The sequence below is a fragment of the Polaromonas sp. P1_G4 genome (genome assembly GCF_056405475.1).
Window position 1 is genome coordinate 1 of sequence record NZ_JBFUCA010000272.1, and the last position, 5,653, is coordinate 5,653.

Genomic DNA, 5,653 nt, shown 5'->3' on the forward strand with positions numbered 1-5,653 from the left:
CACCAGGCCGTCGTTGCGGTAGTAGGCGGGCATGATGCTGGCCGGATTCAGGCGCTGCGCGTCGGCAATGCGCAGGCGCAGCTGGCCTTCGCTCCAGCGCGTGCCCGCGCCCACCAGGTCGGGCGCCAGGTTTCCCTGGAAGCGCTCTTCGGGAATGGGGCCGGTATGGCAGAGCAGACACAGGCCGTGTTGGCGGCTCGCGACGATGGCACGGCCGCGCGCTGCGTCTCCGGGCGTTGTCGTCAACGCCTGGGGTATTGCGTCGCCAACAACCTGCAGCGGCGGGACGGGTTGCTGCGCGAAGCCGGTCCAGGGCGCCAGCATCATCAACCCGCCGGCGATGGCACCATGCCGGTTCATGCTTTCTTGAGGTCGTGATTCTTCAGCGGCAGGTCACGTATACGTTTGCCCGTCGCCGCGTACACGGCATTGAGAACGGCGGGCGCGGCGACCGCGATCGTCGGTTCGCCGACGCCGCCCCAGAACCCGCCCGAGGCGACGATGATGGTTTCCACCGCCGGCATGTGCTGCATCTGCACGACGGGGTAGGTGCTGAAGTTGTCCTGCTCCATACGTCCGTCTTTTTGTGTGCATTCGCCGAACAGCGCCGCCGACAGGCCGTAAGCAAAGGAGCCCTCGACCTGCGCCTCGATCTGCTGCGGGTTGACCGCATAGCCCGGGTCGGTGGCGGCTACGATGCGGTGGACCTTGAGCACGCCATCGCTGCTCACCGACACCTCGGCACAGGCCGCCACGTAACTGCCAAAGCCCATGGTCTGGGCCAGGCCCCGGTAGACCTTCTGGCCGCCGACGTCGGGCGGCGGCACGTTCCACTTGACGCGATCGGCAACGGCATTCAGCACGGCCAGGTGCTTGGGGTGATTCGTCATCAGCTTGCGCCGCAAGGCCAGCGGGTCCTGCCTGGTGGCAACTGCGATTTCGTCGATGAAGGACTCGAGGTAAATCGTGTTCTGGTTCAGGTTTACGCCGCGCCAGAAGCCAGGCGGCACGCTGGGGTTTCGCATCGCATGGTCGATCAGCAGGTTGGGGAAGCTGTAACCAATGGAGGCTTCAGGTCCTGGTGCGTTGAGGCCCTGGAACTGCACCGGGTCCAGCCCGTTGCGCACGTTCTGCGGCGCCACGCCGGCCAGGATGGACTGGCCCGAAATGCGCATGTGCAGCGCGGTGACGTTACCCTGCGCGTCCAGTCCGGCCTGCAGCTTGCACTGCGTGACCGGGTGATAGCGGCCGTGCAGCATGTCTTCTTCGCGCGACCACAACAGCTTGACCGGCACACCCGGCATTTGTTTGGCAATGTCCACGGCCTGGCGCACCCAGTCGTGCACCGCGCCGCGCCGCCCGAAGCCGCCGCCCAGGTGGATTTTGTAGACCTCACATTTGCCGGCCGGAAGCCCTGCCGCTTCCGAGGTGGCCGCCAGAGCCGCTTCACCGTTTTGCGTGGGCGTCCAGACTTCGCAGTGCTCGGGCGTCCAGCGTGCCGTCGCATTCATGGGCTCCATGGTCGCGTGGTTCTGGTGCGGGTAGGAATACACCGCTTCGATGCGTCTGGCTGCTGAGGCCAGCGCTGCTTTGGCGTCGCCGTTCTGATTGCCGACAGCTGCGTCGGGCGCGTCCAGCCCGGCCTTGAGCATCTGGGCCACGCCGGCACTGGAATTTGAAGCGTTGGGGCCGTTGTCCCATTCAATGGGCAGCGCGTCGAGTGCGGTCTTGGCGCGCCACCAGGTGTCGGCCACGACGGCCACCGCGCTGTCTCCGACCGCCAGCACCTTCTTCACGCCGGGGCGCTTTTCAATCGCGGCGGCATTGAAGCTCTTGACCTTGCCGCCGAACACCGGACAGTCCTTGATGGCCGCATTGAGCATGCCGGGCAGTTTCAGGTCCGCGCCGTACACCTGCTTGCCGGTGACCTTGTCCAGCGTGTCCAGCCTTGCCAGGCGCTTGCCCACGAGCTTCCAGTCTTTCGGGTCTTTGAGCTTGACCTCGGTGGGGGGCGCCACCTTGGCTGCCGCAATCGTCACTTTGCCGTAGGTGGTTTTGCGGCCCGATGGCGTGTGAGTAATCACGCTGCTGGCGGCTGTGCATTCGGCCGCCGGCACCTTCCATTCATCGGCTGCGGCTTGCACCAGCATCATTCGGGCGGTGGCGCCGCCCTTGCGCACATAGTCGTGCGATTCACGGATCCCGCGGCTGCCGCCGGTGGAGAAGTTGCCCCAGGCCCGGTTGCGCGCCAGGTTCTGACCGGGTGTCGGGTATTCGGTGGTGACTTTGGCCCAGTTGCATTCCAGTTCTTCTGCCACGAGTTGCGCGAGCCCGGTCAGGCTGCCCTGGCCCATTTCAGAGCGGGCGATGCGGATGACCACTGTGTCGTCGGGGCGCACAACGACCCAGGCATTGATCTCCGGCGAGGCTGCGCCCTGGGCCGCCGCCGTGCCGGCGAACGGAATGTGAAAACCGACGATGAGGCCGGCCGAGGCGCCCGAGGCCAGGAAGCGGCGGCGCGAGAGACGCAGAGGGTTTGCGGAGGGCAGGGGGATGGCGCTCATGTCGTGCTCCCGTCGGTGTGCTGAATGGCGAGCGCCGCGCTTTTGGTGTTGCCACCTGCGGCAACAACCTTGATGGCGGCGCGGATGCGGTTGTAGGTGCCGCAGCGGCAGATGTTGGTCATCGCCTCATTGATGTCGGCATCGGTCGGGTTCGGTTTGGCCTTGAGCAGCGCCGCCGCCGTCATCACCATGCCGCACTGGCAATAGCCGCACTGCGGAACGTCCAGCGCAACCCAGGCCTTTTGTATGGGGTGCGAGCCGTCCGGCGACAAACCTTCAATAGTCACGATTTTTTCGTTCGCACTCACCGTCGAGACGGGGCGCACGCAACTGCGTGTAGGCACGCCGTCAATGTGCACGGTGCAGGCGCCGCAGGCCGCGATGCCGCAGCCGTATTTGGTGCCGGTGAGCCCGAGCTGTTCTCGGATGACCCACAGCAGCGGTGTGTCGTCCTCCACTTCAAACTCACGCACGGTACCGTTGACGTTCAGTTTTGCCATGGATGCGCTCCTCAATATTTGAAGGAAGGATGGGCCGGATGACTGGGAGATAGTAGCGCTGGGGCATGTCAAATGCRCCCGGCAATGCTATACCTGAGTAATGTGCTGACTTGCGCTTGGCAATAAAGTTCGGCCGGGTAAACCCTTGTGAGACCGGCGCTTTTCGTCAGTGAACTTCTGCCAGCGGCAGGCCAGTGAAAGCCGCGTAGCGTTGAGCGGCAAGCCGCAGTGCGCCGGCGCTGCCGCGCGGCAGCGGCGCGAAGGGCGCTGTGCTGATACTGAGCGCGCCTTTTTTTACCTCCGCCTGCCAGGTGCCGGCCACGCGCCCACCGACCAGCAGCGCCGGGCGGAACAGGCCATTGGGCGTCATGAGCTTGCCGGCGTGTTCGCTGTCGATGATGGCTTTGCGGTCCGTGTAGCCCAGCACGTATTCGTCGAAGCCGGCGAGTAATTGAAGCGCGGGCTTGCCAGCCGGCGGTAAAGGCGTGCGTTTGAACCACCACACGGTGTTCCCGTCAAACAGTGCCTGTGCCAGGCCGGCTTCGGCCATCTCCAGCGCCGCCCTGGCTTCGCCGGCGGCCAGCCCTGACCACCAGGAAAAATCGGCCAGAGTGGCGGGGCCATGGCTGGCAAAGTAGCGCTGCGCCAGTTGTTTGAGTGCGTCCTCGCGAGGCAGCTCCTTGCCTGCTTCGAGTCCGGGAGGCAGCCATTCATCAAGCAGTGTGTAGGTGGCCTGCTTGCCGCGCGGATCGCCCAGACAGATCAGCCCAACTTGGGCCGCGCGGTACAGGATGCGCCCCCCGCGATGGCCTTCAGTGTTGACGCGATGCTGCGCGAGCGCAGCAAAAAGTTCCAGGCGTGTGAGCTGCCGGCCGCCTTCCAGGCACTGCCGGAGGGCCGGAAGGATTTTGCGGAAGGCCGCCTCATCCAGCTGAACCTCACGGTAGGCTGCCGCGGTGCGGGTCAGCAAAGCCGGCGCGGCCAGGGCCAGCAGCCAGCGCAGGTCGGCGGCCGCTACCAGGTGCAGTGTGCCGCGCAGGACCCAGCTGCGGACCACCTTGCGTTGGGACAGTGCCTGTTCAATCGACGCGTCAGTGATGGCCGCAGCGGTTGCGAGGCGCGAGCCAACTGCCCAGCGGGCGTGGGCATATTCCTGTGCCTGCACGGCGCCAAACCACTGCACGGCCTGATCGACGCGTTTGAAATTTGAGGCCCCAGGCGGGGCGGTTGGCACAAGGCGCTGGCTGGCCTGCCGCAGCGCGAGCAGTTCCTGCCGCGAGATCTCCGCCATGCTCAGGCAACGTTTTCAAGCATGGCGAGCATGCGGCTTTGCCAGGCTGCGGGAGAGAACCGTTCGCGCAGCAGTTGCTGCGACGCCTGCACCATGGCCTGGCGACGGGGTACGTCTGCCAGCAGGTCGGCGCATGCCAGGGGCATGTCCTTGAGGTCTGCCATGACCAGGTGAACGCCCGGCTCGATGCCGAAATCTTCGCCACCCTCAAAGATGTCGGAAACGACGGCCGTGCCGGCCGCCCAGCTTTCGAATGTCCGGAACTGGTCGAAGTAAGTGTGTTCCGGGTCGGCATGGATGTTCAGGTTGATGCGCGCACCGGCGCGGCAGGCGTCGCGCGCGGCGCCCCACAGGCCGCTCCAGACGAACTCGGCCTTCAGGGCAGGAGCCGTGTTGACGAAGTACTGCTCGGCGTCCCGCCGCCGGGGCGTGTCACCGCCCAGCATGATGATGTCGCGGTTTCTCTGTGCTTCGGGAAGGGGCGTTCGCATATGTTTACCGGCCACCATATAGGGCAGCTGGCAAGTGGCAAGTGCCGGGAAATGCTGTGCGAGGTAGCGCGCTATGGAGGAATCCATCGCCAGCACAGCGTGCAAACCGGGTGCGATGACGTCGAAAAGATCGGTCTTGTACCGATGCACGGTAGCCCGTGCATTCTTTGTCAATGGATCAAACATCCACAGCACGTGCTTGCCGTTGCGCGGGAGGCCCTGCACGGCAAAACGGGGCAGTGCATAAATTCCGGCAATCAGCAGGTTGACGTCGCAGTGGCCGACATCGGGCAACGGCGCGTCGGTGCTGGTGCCCAAGTCAATGAACTCCACGTCATGGCCTGCCTCCACCAAAACATCCATCCACAAGCGCGAAGCGTTGCCAAACAAGGTGTCGATGTCGGTGTAGATGTGGATTTTCAACGCGTCTTCCTGCGGCTTCTTTGTGTTGCTCTTCAGCTTATAGCGCAAGGCGCCAAGGTGGCCAGGGCCAAGCAGGCGTTGGCGATCCGCAAATAGACCGGGAGTCATTGCCGCTGTGATCTTGTCATCGCCGTTCGACGGTCCGAATGGCGGCGCTTGTCGTTCCGGCAATGCCATCCGTGCGCGGTATCGGGGACCTGCGGCAAAACTTTACACAACGCACCTGGATTTCCTGGGGAATTCTTCACCGGCAAGAAAGATTTTCAGTAAGTCAAAGGTAACTGAATGTATGTATTTGTGGCTCTAAATGTAACTAATAGGGCCGCGTAATGTGGGCAGAAAAGCCCTTTTGGCAAAAACTGGGGCGAAATCATTACATAAGAC

The 5,653-nt window shown here is 64.0% G+C and carries 5 protein-coding genes; all 5 read right to left on the minus strand.

Translation table 11 applies throughout. The features are described 5' to 3' along the window. Positions 1-360, minus strand: a 360-nt coding sequence (locus AC1D1X_RS14075; RefSeq protein WP_477698490.1) for a cytochrome c family protein, incomplete at its 3' end; no start/stop codon positions are given. Continuing rightward, positions 357-2,564, minus strand: a complete 2,208-nt coding sequence (locus AC1D1X_RS14080; RefSeq protein WP_477669277.1) for a xanthine dehydrogenase family protein molybdopterin-binding subunit — start codon at positions 2,562-2,564, stop codon at positions 357-359. The genes AC1D1X_RS14080 and AC1D1X_RS14075, both read right to left, overlap by 4 nt. Then, entirely contained in the window at positions 2,561-3,064 is a 504-nt protein-coding gene (locus AC1D1X_RS14085) for a (2Fe-2S)-binding protein (RefSeq protein WP_477669278.1), read from the minus strand. Before AC1D1X_RS14085 ends, AC1D1X_RS14080 begins: the two co-directional genes overlap by 4 nt. Positions 3,065-3,230: 166 nt before the next feature. Further along, positions 3,231-4,355 carry a winged helix DNA-binding domain-containing protein gene (locus tag AC1D1X_RS14090; protein WP_477669279.1) on the minus strand — a complete coding sequence of 375 codons (1,125 nt, stop codon included), beginning with the start codon at positions 4,353-4,355 and terminating at the stop codon, positions 3,231-3,233. A gap of 2 nt (positions 4,356-4,357) precedes the next feature. Next, positions 4,358-5,317 (minus strand): glycosyltransferase family protein, encoded by a 960-nt coding sequence (locus AC1D1X_RS14095; protein ID WP_477698491.1) that lies wholly within the window; start codon positions 5,315-5,317, stop codon positions 4,358-4,360. Between the last annotated feature and the right edge of the window lie 336 nt (positions 5,318-5,653).

Excerpts from the sequence above, each read along its gene's own strand:
- AC1D1X_RS14080 (WP_477669277.1), bottom strand. The coding sequence starts at position 2,564 with ATGAGCGCCATCCCCCTGCCCTCCGCAAACCCTCTGCGTCTCTCGCGC.
- AC1D1X_RS14085 (WP_477669278.1), bottom strand. The coding sequence starts at position 3,064 with ATGGCAAAACTGAACGTCAACGGTACCGTGCGTGAGTTTGAAGTGGAG.
- AC1D1X_RS14090 (WP_477669279.1), bottom strand. The coding sequence starts at position 4,355 with ATGGCGGAGATCTCGCGGCAGGAACTGCTCGCGCTGCGGCAGGCCAGC.